10 protein-coding genes, 2 tRNA genes and 1 rRNA gene are annotated in these 16397 nt (G+C 61.4%); 4 read left to right on the forward strand and 9 right to left on the reverse strand.

Going from position 1 to position 16397, the window contains the following annotated elements; translation table 11 throughout:
* Positions 1-232 precede the first annotated feature (232 nt).
* The 3 genes from JQ628_RS08005 to JQ628_RS08015 form a co-directional block, all read right to left on the reverse strand.
* Positions 233-308, reverse strand: a tRNA-Ala gene (locus tag JQ628_RS08005).
* Positions 309-343: 35 nt separating this feature from the next.
* Positions 344-420: transfer RNA gene (locus tag JQ628_RS08010), tRNA-Ile, on the reverse strand.
* Positions 421-630: 210 nt separating this feature from the next.
* Positions 631-2119 (reverse strand): 16S ribosomal RNA (locus tag JQ628_RS08015).
* Positions 2120-2975: 856 nt separating this feature from the next.
* Between JQ628_RS08015 and JQ628_RS08020 the strand changes: the two genes are divergently transcribed.
* Entirely contained in the window at positions 2976-5033 is a 2058-nt protein-coding gene (locus JQ628_RS08020) for a M23 family metallopeptidase (RefSeq protein ID WP_212221652.1), read from the forward strand.
* A gap of 52 nt (positions 5034-5085) precedes the next feature.
* On the opposite strand, the gene JQ628_RS08025 is transcribed toward JQ628_RS08020, so the two are convergent.
* The 3 genes from JQ628_RS08025 to JQ628_RS08035 all read right to left on the reverse strand — a co-directional run bounded on the left by JQ628_RS08025 (position 5086) and on the right by JQ628_RS08035 (position 9189).
* A complete protein-coding gene (locus tag JQ628_RS08025) occupies positions 5086-5493 on the reverse strand; it encodes a hypothetical protein (RefSeq protein ID WP_212221654.1) in 408 nt (135 codons plus the stop codon).
* A gap of 294 nt (positions 5494-5787) precedes the next feature.
* On the reverse strand, positions 5788-7680 hold the full coding sequence (locus JQ628_RS08030) for a TIGR02594 family protein (RefSeq protein WP_212221656.1): 1893 nt from the start codon (positions 7678-7680) through the stop codon (positions 5788-5790).
* 24 nt (positions 7681-7704) lie between these two features.
* A complete protein-coding gene (locus JQ628_RS08035; protein ID WP_212221658.1) occupies positions 7705-9189 on the reverse strand; it encodes a hypothetical protein in 1485 nt (494 codons plus the stop codon).
* 432 nt (positions 9190-9621) lie between these two features.
* Between JQ628_RS08035 and JQ628_RS08040 the strand changes: the two genes are divergently transcribed.
* The gene (locus JQ628_RS08040) at positions 9622-9888 is read left to right on the forward strand and encodes a hypothetical protein (protein WP_212221660.1); all 267 of its coding nucleotides are present in this window, start codon (positions 9622-9624) and stop codon (positions 9886-9888) included.
* A 50-nt stretch (positions 9889-9938) separates the two neighbouring features.
* Here JQ628_RS08040 and clpB read toward each other — a convergent pair whose 3' ends face one another.
* Positions 9939-12578, reverse strand: coding sequence for an ATP-dependent chaperone ClpB (gene clpB / locus JQ628_RS08045; protein ID WP_212221661.1), 2640 nt, complete (start codon positions 12576-12578; stop codon positions 9939-9941).
* A gap of 218 nt (positions 12579-12796) precedes the next feature.
* Here clpB and JQ628_RS08050 point away from each other — a divergent pair, with 218 nt between their 5' ends.
* Positions 12797-13585, forward strand: coding sequence for an MOSC domain-containing protein (locus tag JQ628_RS08050; RefSeq protein WP_212221664.1), 789 nt, complete (start codon positions 12797-12799; stop codon positions 13583-13585).
* Between the two features lie 105 nt (positions 13586-13690).
* On the opposite strand, the gene JQ628_RS08055 is transcribed toward JQ628_RS08050, so the two are convergent.
* Entirely contained in the window at positions 13691-14305 is a 615-nt protein-coding gene (locus JQ628_RS08055; RefSeq protein WP_433996120.1) for a TIGR02594 family protein, read from the reverse strand.
* A gap of 466 nt (positions 14306-14771) precedes the next feature.
* On the opposite strand from JQ628_RS08055, the gene JQ628_RS08060 reads away from it, so the two are divergent.
* Complete coding sequence (locus tag JQ628_RS08060; RefSeq protein ID WP_212221667.1) at positions 14772-15644, forward strand: alpha/beta fold hydrolase; 873 nt, start codon at positions 14772-14774, stop codon at positions 15642-15644.
* Positions 15645-15736: 92 nt separating this feature from the next.
* Here JQ628_RS08060 and metW read toward each other — a convergent pair whose 3' ends face one another.
* A complete protein-coding gene (gene metW / locus JQ628_RS08065) occupies positions 15737-16396 on the reverse strand; it encodes a methionine biosynthesis protein MetW (protein ID WP_212221669.1) in 660 nt (219 codons plus the stop codon).
* Between the last annotated feature and the right edge of the window lies 1 nt (position 16397).

Below are 16397 nucleotides of genomic sequence, written 5' to 3' on the forward strand. Positions count from 1 at the left end.
ACCCGCTATCTGCCTCACGGCTGATAACGAGCGCCGAAATGATCCGGAGATAATGAAGTCTCGCGCAACGAATGCTGCACGATCCAACTCGGATCGATCTCCTCTTTACGATGTCAGAAAACACGCAATTACAGTTCTTGGTGAGAACCTGCAAAAGCGAAGCGATGTTTCGCGGACGATGATTGAACGGCAAGCCACTCGAATGGAGTGAGCGTCGATCTTCGATTTCATCTGGTGGAGCCAGACGGGATCGAACCGACGACCTCATGCTTGCAAAGCACGCGCTCTCCCAGCTGAGCTATGGCCCCGTAACCAGAAGACGAATGCTCACGCTCGATGAAAGTGGTGGGCCTGGGAAGACTTGAACTTCCGACCTCACGCTTATCAAGCGCGCGCTCTAACCAACTGAGCTACAAGCCCCTTACACGAGGAGCATGCTGCCGCGCGCGATCGGCAAGCTGCCGATGCTTGGCACAGCGCAGCCCCTGGCGCGTGTTCGTCCGCGAAGAAAGAGAAACGAAGACGGCGAAATCCCGCCTATGGAGCTCAACAATCCTGAAATTGCTGGCCCCTGAATGTTTCTAAAACGATCCGATAGCGAGCGTGAGCTCTCTGAAGGATCATCCTTAGAAAGGAGGTGATCCAGCCGCAGGTTCCCCTACGGCTACCTTGTTACGACTTCACCCCAGTCGCTGACCCTACCGTGGCCGGCTGCCCCCTTTCGGTTAGCGCACCGTCTTCAGGTAAAACCAACTCCCATGGTGTGACGGGCGGTGTGTACAAGGCCCGGGAACGTATTCACCGTGGCATGCTGATCCACGATTACTAGCGATTCCAACTTCATGGGCTCGAGTTGCAGAGCCCAATCCGAACTGAGACGGCTTTTTGAGATTTGCTAGGGGTTGCCCCTTCGCTTCCCATTGTCACCGCCATTGTAGCACGTGTGTAGCCCAGCCCGTAAGGGCCATGAGGACTTGACGTCATCCCCACCTTCCTCGCGGCTTATCACCGGCAGTCTCCTTAGAGTGCTCAACTAAATGGTAGCAACTAAGGACGGGGGTTGCGCTCGTTGCGGGACTTAACCCAACATCTCACGACACGAGCTGACGACAGCCATGCAGCACCTGTCTCCGGTCCAGCCGAACTGAAGAACTCCGTCTCTGGAGTCCGCGACCGGGATGTCAAGGGCTGGTAAGGTTCTGCGCGTTGCGTCGAATTAAACCACATGCTCCACCGCTTGTGCGGGCCCCCGTCAATTCCTTTGAGTTTTAATCTTGCGACCGTACTCCCCAGGCGGAATGCTTAAAGCGTTAGCTGCGCCACTAGTGAGTAAACCCACTAACGGCTGGCATTCATCGTTTACGGCGTGGACTACCAGGGTATCTAATCCTGTTTGCTCCCCACGCTTTCGTGCCTCAGCGTCAGTACCGGGCCAGTGAGCCGCCTTCGCCACTGGTGTTCTTGCGAATATCTACGAATTTCACCTCTACACTCGCAGTTCCACTCACCTCTCCCGGACTCAAGATCTTCAGTATCAAAGGCAGTTCTGGAGTTGAGCTCCAGGATTTCACCCCTGACTTAAAGACCCGCCTACGCACCCTTTACGCCCAGTGATTCCGAGCAACGCTAGCCCCCTTCGTATTACCGCGGCTGCTGGCACGAAGTTAGCCGGGGCTTATTCTTGCGGTACCGTCATTATCTTCCCGCACAAAAGAGCTTTACAACCCTAGGGCCTTCATCACTCACGCGGCATGGCTGGATCAGGGTTGCCCCCATTGTCCAATATTCCCCACTGCTGCCTCCCGTAGGAGTTTGGGCCGTGTCTCAGTCCCAATGTGGCTGATCATCCTCTCAGACCAGCTACTGATCGTCGCCTTGGTGAGCCATTACCTCACCAACTAGCTAATCAGACGCGGGCCGATCTTTCGGCGATAAATCTTTCCCCGTAAGGGCTTATCCGGTATTAGCCCAAGTTTCCCTGGGTTGTTCCGAACCAAAAGGTACGTTCCCACGCGTTACTCACCCGTCTGCCGCTGACGTATTGCTACGCCCGCTCGACTTGCATGTGTTAAGCCTGCCGCCAGCGTTCGCTCTGAGCCAGGATCAAACTCTCAAGTTGGACTTGAAACTTTGAACCGGCTGATCACAACGTTTGACGAGGTCCACACCAAAATCGCCTGCGATTCACATCGCGGGCGACCCGATCTCAATGAAGAGATCATGGTGTAACCTTATTCAAAACGTGTACCGCCGAAGTCTTTCGTCCGATCCCGAAAGATGAAAACCGAAGTTTTCAAGTATTCGAGATCACGCAAGGACTCCGCCGTCCACGTTTCTCTTTCTTCATCTTTACTTGTCAAACAGCCCGGGGTTCGAAAACCCCAACTCCCAACCAAGGGAGGTTCCGCAGCCCCTCATTCGACGGCAAATGACAACCGACGAACTATCGGCTGTTGTTGCACTCATCTTAATGAGGAGCATGACGGGCACGAAAACTTGCCTTGGCCGAGGGCCAATGCAGTGCCGCGCTCAGTGGCCGGGTTATAGGCCCGCCCGATCGTCGCTGTCAACACCCGTTGTCAACAAATCATCACATCGGGCGCGAGAATCTTTTCGGCCCGAGAACTCCCGACAAAGGGGGCCTTTGTGCCGTACTTGAGCCACAATCCTGCGACGTTCTGACGGTAAGTTAAGCATTGAATCATCGGATGCCAGTGGGGGCTGCCGGTGACGATCTATCCGGGAACGGGCGGTTCCGACCGAGCATCGCCTGTTTCAGACGGCCGAGAAACATCGAGAGCTCTGCACACCATTGACCTTCGTGATTCCGGCCGGTCTTCTTGCTGGCCATTGATTCCCGAATTTTCATGCGTGCGGCACGCCATGCTCCGGAGGCGCCTTGAACGGCGGATGTGGGACCCGGGGTGTGAGCGAAGGGGTTGTCGAATGTTGATGGAAACTGGGGGGATGGTGGCTTGAGCCAAAGGGCGTCACGCGGGGGCGGATACGGTCGCGAAACCGGGATCATCGATCTCGGCAACGAGCCGCCGCTTTCGGTCGATGGCACCGAAGCTGCCGTCATCGACCGCCGTCGCGTCTCCGTACAATGGTTCAGCGGCACGATCCTGACCGGCCTGTGCGGCGCAGCCCTGATCGGCGGCGCCGTTTTCGCGTCTCTCGACGGCGAAATGACCTTTGCCAAGATTCCGGAACGGGTTGATGGCGCGCTGCGCGGCGCCTTCGGCGCCAATGACAAGGGCGCCTCACTCCACAAGAGCGACCGCCTGCCCCCGCCGAGCGAGTCGACCGCCGCCCGCAACGTGGTGCGCGTCTCGACCGCCACCCGCGTCGGCAACCGCGACGTGATGCGCGTGCGGCCGTTCGTCCGGATTTCCGGCAATCTGTCGATGACGACCAGCGACCTCTCGGCCAAGATTCCGCCGTTCAACGCCCAGCGCATGCTGACCGACGTCGGCACCACCACCCAGGCGGCGGCGGAAGATCCGAACAATCCCGACGCCGTCGAGCCGGATGCGGAAGTCTCCTTCGTGATGAAGGATCTTTCCACCGTCCTGCCGAAGGCAAAGATCGCCGCCGTGGTTCCGCTCGACGAGATCATCCTGCGGGTGCGCGATGCCTCGAACTGGCGCGGCAACAGCGGCGGGGTGCGCTATGCCGCGCTCGCCAACGCCGCTGCGGACGCCGGTCGCGTGCAGTCCGACATCAAGCTGGCCTATGCCACCGAGGGCGTTTCCTCCGATCCCTATGCCGGCTTCGAGACCCGCGTGGTGCCCGAAAACGTCACGCTGTTGCCGAAAACCAAGGACCAGGTCACCGGCGGCAATCCGAACGGCGAACGCGTTCATATCGTCAAGAAGGGCGACACCATCCCCTCCATCCTGCGCGAGGCCGGCGCCACGCCGGAGGAGGCCAAGGCGATCGCCGCCACGCTCGGCGCCAAGGGCCGCGATGGCGGCCTGAAGGAAGGCCAGAAGGTCCGCATCCTCATGGCCGCGCAAACGCCCGGCGCCCGCCTTCAGCCCTACCGCGTGGTGGTCGCCGGCGAATCCGCGGTCGAGGCGGTCGCCGCGCTCTCCGACCTCGGCAAATACGTCGCGGTCGACGTGCAGAGCATGAACACCGTCACCGAAACCGCCGCCGCCGACGATGACGACGAGGATGATGGCAGCGGCGTGCGGCTCTACCAGAGCATCTACGAGACCGCGCTGCGCAACAAGGTTCCGGCGAACATCATCGAGGATATGATCCGGATCTATTCCTACGACGTCGACTTCCAGCGCAAGGTGCAGCCCGGCGACTCCTTCGACGTGTTCTATGCCGGCGAAGACGAAGGCGCGACCATCACCGAAAAGAACGAAGTGCTGTTCGCATCGCTCACGGTCGGCGGCGAAACCAAGAAGTACTACCGCTTCCAGACCCCCGACGACTCGGTCGTCGATTTCTATGACGAGACCGGCAAGAGCGCGAAGAAATTCCTGGTCCGCAAGCCCGTCAATAATGCGATCATGCGCTCGGGCTTCGGCGGCCGCCGCCACCCGATCCTCGGCTACGTCAAGATGCACACCGGCGTCGACTGGGCGACGCCCTACGGCACGCCGATCTTCGCATCCGGCAACGGCGTGGTCGAAAAAGTCGGCTGGGAAGGCGGCTACGGCAAGTATGTCCGCCTGAAGCACAACAACGGCTATGAGACCGCCTACGGCCACATGTCGGCCTTCGCCAAGGGCATGGAGCCCGGCAAGCGGGTACGGCAGGGCCAAGTGATCGGCTTCGTCGGATCGACGGGCATGTCGACCGGCGCTCACGTCCACTACGAAATCCTCGTCAACGGCCGCTTCGTCGACCCGATGCGCATCAAGCTGCCGCGCGGCCGTTCGCTCGAGGGCTCGCTCCTCGGCAGCTTCGAGAAGGAGCGCGACCGTCTCGACGGCATGATGAACAGCCGTGGCGGCAGCGCACGCATCTCCGATGCCGGCAACACCGGCAACGTCCGCCAGGTCAGCAACCGCTGAGCCCCGTCAATTCTGACCGCCACGCCCACACTGCGTGAGATCAAGCCTCACGTCAGGGCGCAAAGTACGAGCAGATCAGAAACACGATGCCGATTCCGGTGAGACCGAATGCGACGGCCGCAAGCGGCAGCAGCATATCGATCGCAGCCTCCGTTCCATGCAGGCGGCTGCCCCAGACCGCGAAATCCCCGGTACGCCATTCGCGAAACGTGACCGCGTCCGGACGCCGATCGTCGACGCCGTGTGTTCGCCAGATCCACGCCAACGCCAGCGGAATGAGAACGGCAATCAGGAGCAGCACGCTGGCCATCATCAGCGGCAGGGCGATGTCATCCTGCCGATCAAACAATATCCACGCTGCCAGCGCGAACCAGGCCACGAGCCCGACCGCGGCGGCATAGATCCTCGGATGGAATTGATCGAAGACAGGCTTGTTGTGAGTGACGAGTTCCCTGGACATGTGTCCGTCTCCCTCTTTCATTTCGGGGATTCGGTCAGCCGGTCCATCTCACAGGCGCAACGCTTGCACTTGATGCCGGCTGTGCCGGCACAGGGACAATTGTCGGCGAGAGCGCGCGGTTTCATGAATTCGCTTTAATGTGCGCCGTCTCCAACCCTTCGGTCTGCAAGATCAACAGCCGCGGCTTCGCGAAGTCGCGCGGGGACGCGCGGCGGCGTGCCATCTGCACGCGTGAACAATTTCGGCCCGACGTCCCGGCTGGCGCGCGCTTTCGAGCAAACAGCAAGGCCTGCTTCACACCATGCGCCAGCTTCGCACGACACCAATCGGAAAGCCCTGCTCCTTGACCGCATCGCCCTGATTTCCGCCGAGCAGCCTGACGCGAGTTCCGTCCCAGGACACGACGAAACCCACATGCCCGCTGGCGCCGGCGGCAAGCGGTTTGGTCACGGCAATCGCCCCGTATTGAGGGCCATCAAGGCCTTTCCCGTTGTTCAGCCAGTCAGCGGCGCGCGCTGAATAGTTCAGCGGGGAACGGGCACCGTTGGATTCCTTTATGCACCAGGACACGAAGGCGGCGCACCAGGACACATCATCGGGCTGCATGCCGAGGGTGGTAGCCTTGTGATACTTTTCAATTTCCGGGTTGCTGCCGTTCCTGAATTCATGAATGTCTTTTGCCAGCTCCTCCTTGGCTTTCACCATCCATGGCGCATCGCTCGCATCGTCTGCCGTTTCCGGAGGACCGACCGAGAGCTCCGGTTCAATCTTCTGGATGAGCCCGGCAGCATCTTCGAATCCTGTCTCGAGCCTGGCTTCGATTGCGGCCCGCAAATCCTTGACAATGACGCCGGCGGTGAACAGGCCCGGCCTTCGGGCAAAGATGGCATCGATATCGGCGGCGGGCATTGGAGCCAAAACGTCGCGAACCGTTCTGGTCTGGTTCGCCTCGTCCAGAAAGGCCGGGATTAGATCGGAGCCGAACACGCGGGCTATGCATAACTCCTCTGAAGTTGGCAGCCTCTTGTCGGGCAGCTTTTCCCGCGCCTTCTGAGTAAGGTCGACAACAAAGCGCGCTGCGATGGCGGCCTGCGCGATTGGATTGAATCGTCCCGCATCTCCATATCCGGTCTCGGCCGGAACGTTCACAGCCTTCCATTCGGTCTCGCTGATGGCGTAGGGGCCGAAAAAGAGACCGTCCGGGCTTTCCTTGTTCGTCAGTGCCGTTTCGGCATCGGCAAGCGCAATCAACAGATGGCCGTTCGTCCCGTAGTGGGCAGCCGCGTCAAGACAAGCCTGCGCAAACTCTTCCGGCACGAAGCTGGACAGCACCGTTTGCGGCACCAACCAGTCCTTGCGTGCAAATCCCTCATGCGTCGAAGTGTCCGGAGCCGTCACCTGGACTTTCAACCACGCTGCGTCGACTTCCTGGAGTTTCCGCACGGGCATGTCTGTTTCTACACGAAGCAGCCGCTGAGCCTCGTCCTTGGCTTCTGCGCGCAACCCGAATGGTTGCTTGTCCGCAAGAAACAATCCGGTCGGGACGGGAACGGCGGGCGGCCGCACAAACGGCTTCGGTGGCGGCATATCGGCTTGCCCACTTAGCTTGACCGCACCGTCGGCAACCAGCTGCTTGAGAACCGCTGCGGCCCCAACCTGACTGCTCTCCGCGTTGGGGTCAAACTTATGATCGCCGACATACTTGCCCCTCGTGTAATGGTTCGTGCACGACCACAGGTAGGGCGACTTCACCTCCGGGTGGTTTCGTCGGTATCCGAATCCGTTATAGCGCTCCAGTTCGAACAAAATCCGCTCAATCGACCAGTTGGCCTTTCCGATGTTCTGGAGGCCATGCATGGTCAAGGCATCGATCGCGCTGGCGGCCCAGGTAAATGGCGGCGAGCCGCTCTTCGGGCGGCCGTCTGGAACCTGCACCGTGCGCGCTGTGAGTCGATCCCCATTGTGGAGATGGCGGTCCATCCGGAGGCTGGCCTCCAGGTTGTGAACCGCCCCGATGAAATACCAGGGGACGCCGGTGGCAGCGCTCACTTCGTCATAGGTCGCCTTGAGGCCGCGCACATCCTGTGCGGTCTTTTTCACCACCTGAGCCTTTTCGGGCCGGATGACGGCAGTATCCCAGAGAGATTTGTATTCAGCGGCAAGGGCGGCGGCGGTGAACTTCGGCATGCTGCGCTCCGGAGGATCGCCAGATTATCTTTCAGGATTCATCTTCGCGTAGAATTCGAGAGTGACGTCACCGTCGCTCGGAAGCCCATATTTGGTCTTAAGCTTGCTGATAGCCTGCCGGGCTGCATCGTCGATAGCGGTGGAAGGGGCGGCGGGCGCTGCGAGAGGCGGAATGCCCTCAGCTTGCAATGCCTTGTTGAGCATCGGGTAGAATGGAGTTCGCGCAAGCTCCAAGCGAGTGAACAAGCCGACTTCAAGGGCATTGCTGAACCCTGCCTTCCTGCAATCAGGAAATAGCCGGGATGCGTCTCGTAATCTCCCCAAAATAGCATCGTTGGCAACCCGATCGACCGCGTCCTTGTCGGTTGGAAACAAGGTAGCTCTGTTGAAGTTCTTCAGCTGCTGCCGAGTGGGCGTATCGAACGTACCGGATGCCTGGACGCACAGCATCTTTTGAAATTTCTGGCCGTCGGTAACTGTGATGGTCGTCTCGACGGGTGGTATCGCACCACCCATCTTCTGCGATAAATCACTGCCTGGCGATGGGCCGCCTCGATCCGATCTTTGACCACCTGCGGGTCCGACGTTGCCAGTCCTGGTAACTCTGAGATCGCCGATCTTGAACGGCACGCTTGGGCCCAAAGCAGCCACCGGTGCGACCGAAATCGCTGGCAAGTTCGCCTTGCAGGTGTTCGGGTTGTTAGACTTCGGGTCCGACGTGATGAGATCGCAAATATAGTTCATCAGCCCGGCAAGTTCGTAGAAGAATTTCTGTTGAGGGAACGGTTCGAGTCCGCGTCCGCGCAACGCCGCCATTTCGGCGATCCATGCCGGCATGTCGTCGTTGCCGCGAATATAGATTTCATAGAGAGGTGCAATATCGGCCGGCGTAACCTGATAAGGCGGCGGACGCGTATCAATGGCAGGCGTGCCGATCCATACCTGCACTTCGAGCTCGACCGTGTCGCGGTAAAGCGCACCGACCACACGCCCGTATTTCAGGGCGTCCCTGCCGATCTGCACGAGGCTGGTCAACAGGTCGATGACGTTGATTGGATTGACGCCCCCCGAGACCGTCGACATGAGGGCTTTTGCGTCGTCGAACGGCAATGCGATCATGGCAAGATCGAACAATCCCGTCGAATAGTCGACCATCGCGCTGTCATAGTAGAAGCAGGGATCGTTCTTGGCTTCCGGCACCGCCAGCGGATTGTTGTTGAATGCGCACATGTAGATCGGCATGAAGCGCTTCGTCAGGGCGCCGATGCGGATTGCCAACAATTGGCGATCTGACTCGTTTTTTGCCGAAACGGACGCAATGCGGGCCAACGAAACCTGCATCGCGAAAGCGCGCAGGGCGCGCATCGACTTGGAATCCGCCCTCAGCCAATGCCTGTCGAGAACGGAATCGAGATAACCGCCTCGATTTCTCGTCTCCATGTCATAAACTGCGCATCCGCTGTTGAGCAGCAGCGCAGCTGCCACAAACATACTGACTAAAATACGCATATCACGCCCCACCTGCGCTTGAACGATTGTGGTTGCGAGACGATCAATTGTTCAAGGAGATTCACGCGGCCGCGCGAGAATCGCGATGCGTGTCTCATTTACATCACACCCGTAAAACGAGATACCGAATAAATCGCTCTGTGGTTGTATGACCAGAGCCACGGAATTCCTCGCGAAAAGACGTTTGCGCGCTACGCGGGATACGGGAGACGACAAGCTGACGTCGGGCTGAACTTCCGCCGCGCGCTGCGAGGCAAGAATTCCGCCTGCGGCTATTTGCCTATGACGGCAAGGCAGGCTTTCGCGATCCCAGGGGCAAGTCGCATCGGCGCCAACGGCAAACTTCGCCACTTGGCAACCGCCAGCGAGGGAAACCTCTCCGCTGCTCCTTGGTTATCCCTGCCGGGGGCATTCAATGTGGGATGCCAAGCCATGACGCGCATTACGCGGGAGGACGTTACGCGGGCAGTCAGCGCCGCCGACGACGTCACCATTGCACAGATCGTTGGAACCCAGGCCACCGTCGAGGAACTGGCCGAGGCCCAGGCATGGCTCGCCAATGACGAGCCGATGATGAACAGCGGCCGGCCGCTGGCGATCGGCCGGGTGCGCCAACTCGTCGATATTCTCAGCGAATTGCAGGCGGACGATGAGGATGAAGCCGGGCCAGCCGCGAACCCGCAAGCTACCCCGGAGTAGGATACAAAAATGCACCCTGCCTCTCGGCAGAGTGCATCCTCGCATTTTCGTCAGTTCAGCTTCCGCTTCGGCACCGGCGTCTCGAACTGCGCGATCTCGGCGGTCTGGGCCGGCTTGCCGTTGAAGGTCAGCACATTGCCCTTGGTCGAGATATTGACGGTGTCGCCGTCGGCGACCTCGCCTGCCAGGATCATCTCGGCCAGCGGATCCTGTAGGTTGCGCTGGATCACCCGCTTCAGCGGACGGGCGCCGTAGGCGGGATCCCAACCCTTCTCGGCCAGCCAGTCGCGCGCGGAGGCATCGAGCGTGAGCGTGATCTTGCGATCCTCCAGCAGCTTCGTGAGGCGGGCGAACTGGATCTCGACGATCCGGCCCATCTCGCTCTTCTGCAAGCGGTGGAACAGGATGATCTCGTCGACGCGGTTGAGGAATTCGGGGCGGAAATGCGCCCGCACCATTCCCATCACCTGCTCGCGCACAGCCGAGGTGTCCTCGCCTTCCGGCTGGTTCACCAGGAACTCCGAACCGAGGTTCGAGGTCATGATGATCAGCGTGTTGCGGAAGTCGACGGTGCGGCCTTGCCCGTCGGTCAGGCGGCCATCGTCGAGCACCTGTAGCAGCACGTTGAAGACGTCAGGATGCGCCTTCTCGATCTCGTCGAACAGCACGACCTGATAGGGCCGCCGCCGCACCGCTTCGGTGAGCGCGCCACCCTCGTCATAGCCGACATAGCCCGGAGGCGCGCCGATCAACCGCGAGACCGAGTGCTTCTCCATGTATTCGGACATGTCGAGGCGAACCATCGCGGTCTCATCGTTGAAGAGATATTCCGCCAGGGCTTTGGTCAGTTCGGTCTTGCCGACGCCGGTGGGGCCCAAGAACATGAACGAGCCGGTCGGCCGGTTCGGATCCTGCAAGCCGGCGCGCGAACGGCGCACGGCGGTCGCTACCGCACGCACGGCCTCGGCCTGGCCGACGACGCGCTTGCCGAGCGCATCCTCCATCTTGAGGAGCTTGTCCTTCTCGCCTTCCAGCATCTTGTCGACGGGCACGCCGGTCCAGCGCGACACCACCTGCGCGATGTGGTTGGCGGTGACCGCCTCCTCCATCATTTCGCCGGGAGCCTCATTGGCCTCGATCGCTGCGAGCTTCTTCTCGAGCTCGGGGATCTTGCCATAGGCAAGCTCGCCCGCCTTCTGGAACTCGCCGCGGCGCTGCGCATTGGCCAGCTCAATGCGCAAGGCATCGAGCTCGCTCTTGAGCTTGGCGGCATCCGAGAGCTTGTTCTTTTCCCTGCTCCAGCGCGCCGTCAGGGCCGCCGACTTCTCCTCAAGCTCGGCCAGCTCCTTTTCCAGGTTCTGTAGCCGGCTCTTGGAGCCCGGATCGCTTTCCTTTTTCAGCGCCTCCTGCTCGATCTTGAGCCGGATGATGTCGCGGTCGAGAAGATCGAGCTCTTCGGGCTTGGAATCGACCTGCATCTTCAGCCGCGCCGCCGCCTCGTCCATCAGATCGATGGCCTTGTCGGGCAGGAAGCGGTCGGTGATGTAGCGGTTCGACAGCGTGGTCGCCGCCACCAGCGCGGAGTCGGTGATGCGAACACCGTGGTGCTGCTCGTATTTGTCCTTCAGGCCGCGCAGGATCGAGATGGTGTCCTCGACCGAGGGCTCATTGACATAGATCGGCTGGAAACGCCGCGCGAGCGCCGCGTCCTTTTCGACGTGCTTCTGGTACTCGTCGAGCGTGGTCGCGCCGATACAATGCAGCTCGCCGCGCGCCAGCGCGGGCTTGAGCAGGTTGGATGCGTCCATCGCGCCATCGGCCTTGCCGGCGCCGATCAGCGTGTGCATCTCGTCGATGAACAGGATGATGCTGCCTTCGGCCGAGGTGACCTCCTGTAGCACGGCCTTCAGCCGCTCCTCGAACTCGCCGCGGTACTTTGCGCCTGCAATCAGCGCGCCGAGATCGAGCGACAGCAGCTTCTTGTCCTTCAGGCTCTCCGGCACGTCGCCATTGAGGATGCGAAGCGCCAGGCCCTCGACGATCGCGGTCTTGCCGACGCCGGGCTCGCCGATCAGCACCGGGTTGTTCTTGGTGCGGCGGGAAAGCACTTGAATGGTGCGGCGAATTTCCTCATCGCGGCCGATCACCGGATCAAGTTTGCCGTCGCGCGCGGCCTGGGTCAGGTCGCGGGCATACTTTTTCAGCGCGTCGTAGGCGTTCTCGGCGGTGGCGGAATCCGCGGTGCGGCCCTTGCGCAGCGATTCGATCGCCGCGTTCAGGTTCTGCGCCGTCACGCCGCCCTTGCCCAGAATGCTGCCTGCCTCGCTGTTCTTCTCCAGCGCCAGCCCGAGCAGCAGCCGCTCCACGGTGACAAAGCTGTCGCCGGCCTTTTCAGCCGCCTTTTCGGCGGCATCGAAGGCGCGCGCCAGTTCCGGCGAAAGATAGATCTGCCCGGCGCCGCTGCCGGAAACCTTCGGCATTTTGTTCAGCGCGTCTTCAGTGGCCTTGAGGATGGCGCGGGAATTACCCCCGGCGCGGTCGATCAGACCGCCGGCGAGGCCCTCACTGTCGTCCAGCAGCACTTTCAAGAGATGCAGCGGCGAGAACTGCTGATGCCCGTCGCGCATGGCAAGCGACTGCGCAGACTGGATGAAGCCGCGCGCCCGCTCGGTGTATTTTTCTATATTCATTGCGTGTTTTCCCTCGGCATGCCGCCCCGCCCCGAAGGCACGGAAAGCAGCATCTTCATTGGGTATCCGCGGACCGCGTTGACATTCCTCAACCGGCCGCGGTCGTCGCCCACGGTAGGCTTGACGCAAATGTGGGCATCGGCATGGGAAACCGGAAGAGCCCGGCTCACAAAATCGCGAGCGGTGGCGGCCGGATCGAGAATCCCTTAATAAGCCGCATGCCTGACCCAGCCCCCGCCAAGATCGCCAGCATCTACCGCTATCCCGTCAAAGGCCTGACCCCGGAGCCGCTGCCGCAGGCAGCACTTCGGCCCGGCCAAACGCTGCTCGCCGACCGCCGCTACGCCATCGAGAACGGCCCGAGCGGCTTCGATCCGGCCGAGCCGAAATGGCTCGCCAAGCCGCATTTCCTGATGCTGATGCGGGACGAGTGGCTGGCCGGCCTGCGCACGCATTTTGACGATGCGAGCTACGTCCTGACCATCCGCCACAACGGCAAGGTTGCCGCTCAGGGCGACCTCGAAACCACCGAAGGTCGAACTGCCATCGAGGGCTTCCTGACGACCACGTTCCCGAGCCTGATCAAGGGCCCGCCAAAGGTGCTGTCGAGCCCGGGCCACAGCTTTTCGGATGTCGCCCGCAAAGTCGTTTCGATCATCAACCTCGCTAGCCTGCGCGCCATTGAGAACATGGTCGACCGCCCGGTTCATCCCCTGCGCTTCCGCGCGAATCTCTACGTCGAGGGCTGGCCCGCATGGCACGAGTTCGACCTGCTCGACCGGACGATTGCGATCGGCGGCGGCGTCAGGCTGCAAGTCGTCAAGCGCATCGTCCGCTGCGCTGCCGTGAATGTCGACCCCGATACGGCCGAGCGCGATCTGTCCATCCCGCAGGCCCTGCAACGCAAGCTCGGCCATGGCGATTGCGGTATCTATGCCGAGGTGATCACCGGCGGCACCATTGCCGTCGGCGATACCATTGCGGCCGAACAGCCGGAGCTGATCTAGGCACCGGCCTTTGTTCGTCATTGCGAGGAGCGAAGCGACGAAGCAATCCATGCTTCAGCAAGTCGATAGGTGGATTGCTTCGCTTCGCTCGCAATGACGATGCGGCTAATTCGGCATCACATACGCATAGATCCGTCCGCGCGAGACCGGCGCCTCCCGCACCCGGTTGCCGTTGTTGCCTGAAATCATGATCGGATTTCCCTTGGCATCGATGCCGGTGATGATGCCGACATGACCGCCGCCGCGTCCCCTCGTCATCACGGCAATCGCGCCGACCTGCGGCCCTGAAACACGCTGGCCGTATTTGGCGAACGAACTTGCCATGTCGGAACCGGTGCCGCGGTGACCGGTATGCTGGAGCACCATGTTCATGAAGCGCGCGCACCACAGGCTGCCGCGCCCGGTGGGATTGCCGCCGAGATAGCGGCGGGCTTCAGTAACGATGTTCGACGATCCAACGCCGCCGGCCAGAGCTGCGGGGGCGAGGTTGGGCGGGACGCTGGCCTGCGTATCGGCAAGTCCGCGCGCCCTGGTCTGCGCGACGCTGCGATCCCAGTTGGCGGCGCGGGCGACACGGCGAAGCTGGCGCGACTGGTGAGACTGCCGATATCGGGGGCGCGTCTCGGCGACGATGCCGGACGATGCAAAGCCGGCAGATGGAGCAAGGGCGGAATCGGGGGTGACGCTGATATAGGTGTTTGCCAGTCCACGCGGCTGCATCCGCGCAATGCCGCGATGCCGGTTCGAGACGGCATAGCGGAAATGACGGTGACGATGCTGGTGCCATCCGGCGTGATGACCGGCGTGCCATGCGCGCACATGACGTCCTGAGCCGTGATGATAAGGCCGTGCCGAAGCCGGCGAGACGGATACGGCGATCGCCGCGGAACACATCGCCAGCGCCAGAACACGAAGCGACAGGCGGAACGCAACCATACGAAGCATACTTGGTCCTCTGTAGACACCCCCATTTCCCCTGCGCCCGCGCGAGAGGCGAACGCGACCGCGTTTTGCAAATCGGGTTGTGGCAAGAGCAAGATTTCGTGCGGCGGTGCGGGAACGCTTTCCTGATGATTCCGCGCAGATTTCGTGACGAAAAATAATCGGCGCTGCCGCATTGCCGCCGCGAGCATTAACTGCGATTTTGTTCCGGCAGAACAACAACGAAGAAACAACGGGAGCTGGAATGCCCTACGCCACCACGCTGGACAATGTGCGGCTTCATTTTGAGGAGGCCGGCAGCGGAACGCCGATCATTTTCCTGCACGAATTCGCGGCCGACCACACCAATTGGGAGCCGCAGATGCGCTATTTTTCGCGCGGCCACCGCTGCATCGCCTATTCCGCGCGCGGCTACACGCCATCGGACGTGCCGCCTTCGGCCGAGGTCTACACCTACAAGCATTTCTACACTGATGCGCTCGCTGTGCTCGATCACCTCGGCATCGCAAAGGCGCATTTCGTCGGCCTGTCGATGGGGTCCTACTCCTCGCTGCAAATCGGCCTGAACGCGCCCGAGCGCGCGCTGTCGATGACGCTGGCCGCAGTCGGCTCCGGCTCTCCCCTCGAAACCCTCGAGGCCTTTCGCAAGCAGTGCCGGGCCAATGCCGAGCAATATGAGTCCATCGGCTCGGCGGAAGTTGCAAAGGTCACCCGCGAGGCGCCAAGCCGGATCCCGTTCCTGCTGAAGGATCCGCGCGGCCACGCCGATTTCTACGCCGCGCTTGCCCGCCACGACGCAAAAGGCTCGGCGAACACCATGCGCAGCTTTCAGGGCGGCCGGCCGTCGATCTACACGATGACCGAGGCGATCCGGAAAGTGCCAACGCCGGCGCTGATCATCTGCGGCGACGAGGACGACAATTGCATCGAGCCCAGCCTCTTCCTGAAGAAGCACCTGCCGGCGGCGGGGCTGGCATTCTTCCCGAAAACCGGCCACGTGCTCAATCTCGAGGAGCCCTCGCTGTTCAACGAGATGGTCGAGCGCTTCGTGACGCTGGTCGAGGCCGGAAGATGGCCGGTGCGCGATCCGCGCTCGCTGGTGCACGCGCCGGTCTAAGCCGTCATTGCGAGGAGCAAAGCGACGAAGCAATCCAGCTTCGGTGGTGCGGCGAGATGGATTGCTTCGCTTCGCTCGCAATGACGGGACGGCTATTTCCCCCGACTGAGCAAGAACACGCCCTGCTCGCCGAACATGTTCCAGACCCACCAGGGCAGGTTCAGCGGCACCGGGCGGCCGTAGAGATCGAGCGCCACCGCGCGCTCCATCTTGACGTTGATCGCGTCGCACAGCTCGACGAAATCCTTGATGGTGCAGAAATGGATATTGGCGGTGTCGTACCAGGTCGCCGGCAGATTCTCCGTGCGCGGCATGTGGCCGCCGATCAGCAGTTGCAGGCGCATCTTCCAGAAGCCGAAATTCGGGAACGAGACGATGGCGCGCCGGCCGATGCGCAGCAGATTTTCCAGCACCACGCGCGGCTGCCGCGTCGCCTGTAGCGTCTGCGACAGGATCACGTAGTCGAAGGCATCGTCCGGATAATTGACCAGGTCGGTATCGGCATCGCCCTGCACCACCGCAAGGCCCTTGGCGACGCAGCGGTTGACGCCTTCGCGCGACAGCTCGATGCCGCGGCCGTCGATGCCGCGGCTTTCCAATAGTTGCAGCAATTCGCCGTCGCCGCAGCCGACATCGAGCACGCGCGAGCCGGGCTCCACCATTTTGGCGACCAGCAGATGGTCGGTGCGGTAATCGCCGGTGCGGTCGGGCGCGATGCCCGGCAGCGGCAGGGCCTGTTCCTGAAGCGCCATC

This window comes from Bradyrhizobium lablabi (genome assembly GCF_018129385.1).
Classification (GTDB): Bacteria; Pseudomonadota; Alphaproteobacteria; order Rhizobiales; family Xanthobacteraceae; genus Bradyrhizobium; species Bradyrhizobium lablabi_C.

Coding starts and splice junctions, on each gene's coding strand:
- JQ628_RS08040 (WP_212221660.1), top strand. CDS start 9,622: ATGACGCGCATTACGCGGGAGGACGTTACGCGGGCAGTCAGCGCCGCC.
- JQ628_RS08025 (WP_212221654.1), bottom strand. CDS start 5,493: ATGTCCAGGGAACTCGTCACTCACAACAAGCCTGTCTTCGATCAATTC.
- JQ628_RS08030 (WP_212221656.1), bottom strand. CDS start 7,680: ATGCCGAAGTTCACCGCCGCCGCCCTTGCCGCTGAATACAAATCTCTC.
- metW (WP_212221669.1), bottom strand. CDS start 16,396: ATGGCGCTTCAGGAACAGGCCCTGCCGCTGCCGGGCATCGCGCCCGAC.
- JQ628_RS08060 (WP_212221667.1), top strand. CDS start 14,772: ATGCCCTACGCCACCACGCTGGACAATGTGCGGCTTCATTTTGAGGAG.
- clpB (WP_212221661.1), bottom strand. CDS start 12,578: ATGAATATAGAAAAATACACCGAGCGGGCGCGCGGCTTCATCCAGTCT.
- JQ628_RS08050 (WP_212221664.1), top strand. CDS start 12,797: ATGCCTGACCCAGCCCCCGCCAAGATCGCCAGCATCTACCGCTATCCC.
- JQ628_RS08055 (WP_433996120.1), bottom strand. CDS start 14,305: ATGCAGCCGCGTGGACTGGCAAACACCTATATCAGCGTCACCCCCGAT.
- JQ628_RS08035 (WP_212221658.1), bottom strand. CDS start 9,189: ATGCGTATTTTAGTCAGTATGTTTGTGGCAGCTGCGCTGCTGCTCAAC.